Annotated in this window: 1 protein-coding gene; it reads left to right on the forward strand. The window is 68.4% G+C overall.

What is annotated here, in order from left to right:
• Positions 1 to 760: fumarylacetoacetate hydrolase family protein (locus BN903_RS09830; protein WP_154018109.1), on the forward strand; the 760-nt coding region annotated here is incomplete at its 5' end.
• Between the last annotated feature and the right edge of the window lie 290 nt (positions 761 to 1050).

Consider the following 1050-nt stretch of genomic DNA (forward strand, 5'->3'; position numbering starts at 1 on the left):
CACCGACCTGCTGGCGGACTGGGAGTGGCGGCGCAAGGCCGACCTCGCGGTCGAGTACGCCGAATCGACCGGCGTCGGCCTCCGCGACCCCGCCGACCTCGACCGCGCCGCCCCCGTCGACGACCCCCAGAAGGTCGTCTGCGTCGGGCTGAACTACCGCGACCACGCCGAGGAGGGCGACAACCCGATCCCCGACGAACCCGTTCTCTTCTCGAAGTTCCCGACCTCGGTCGTCGGTCCCGAGGACGCGGTGCGCTGGGACCCCGAGTACACCGAGAAGGTCGACTACGAGGCCGAACTCGTCGCCGTCATCGGCGAGGAGACGCGCCGCGTCGACCCCGACGAGGCGCTCGACCGCGTCGCCGGTTTCACCGTCGGCAATGACGTCTCCGCGCGCGACCTCCAGCACGGCGACGGCCAGTGGGTCCGCGGGAAGAGCCTCGACACGTTCGCACCGACCGGCCCCGACCTCGTCACGACCGACGAGGTGGAGGATCCGCACGCTCTGGAGATATTCGCCGAGATCAACGGCGAGCGGCTTCAGGAGTCCTCGACATCGAACCTGATCTTCGGCGTGGACGAGCTGGTCTCGTTCTGTAGTCAGGCGTTCACGCTGAAACCGGGGGATCTGGTGTTTACGGGGACTCCCCCCGGCGTCGGCGTCTACCGCGAGCCCCCGGTGCTGCTCGGCGACGGCGACACCGTCACGGTCGGCGTCGAGGGAGTCGGCGAACTGACGACCGACTTCGAGACTGAATAGTCGGTTCGCAGTCCCGCGTTTTAACGGGATTTCTTGGGGGTCGGATTGTCGTGTCGACCGAGACCGTCGAAGCCCCAGCCGCTCGGTACGAGATTCCGAACTCGGTGACTGAGACCACCGAAGCCCCGGCCGTGAAGCGGTCAGACGCTCGCTGCGCTCCTCGTCACTCGCGTTGCTCGTTCCTCGGTGCTTGCGTCGCCTCTGACCGCTTCACGGCCGCCCCTTCGAGTCCCGCCCCGCACCGCACAGCCTCACGCCTCCCCAGCCTCGTCGCTGGCGGTCGTCGCTTC

It is taken from the genome of Halorubrum sp. AJ67 (genome assembly GCF_000513435.1).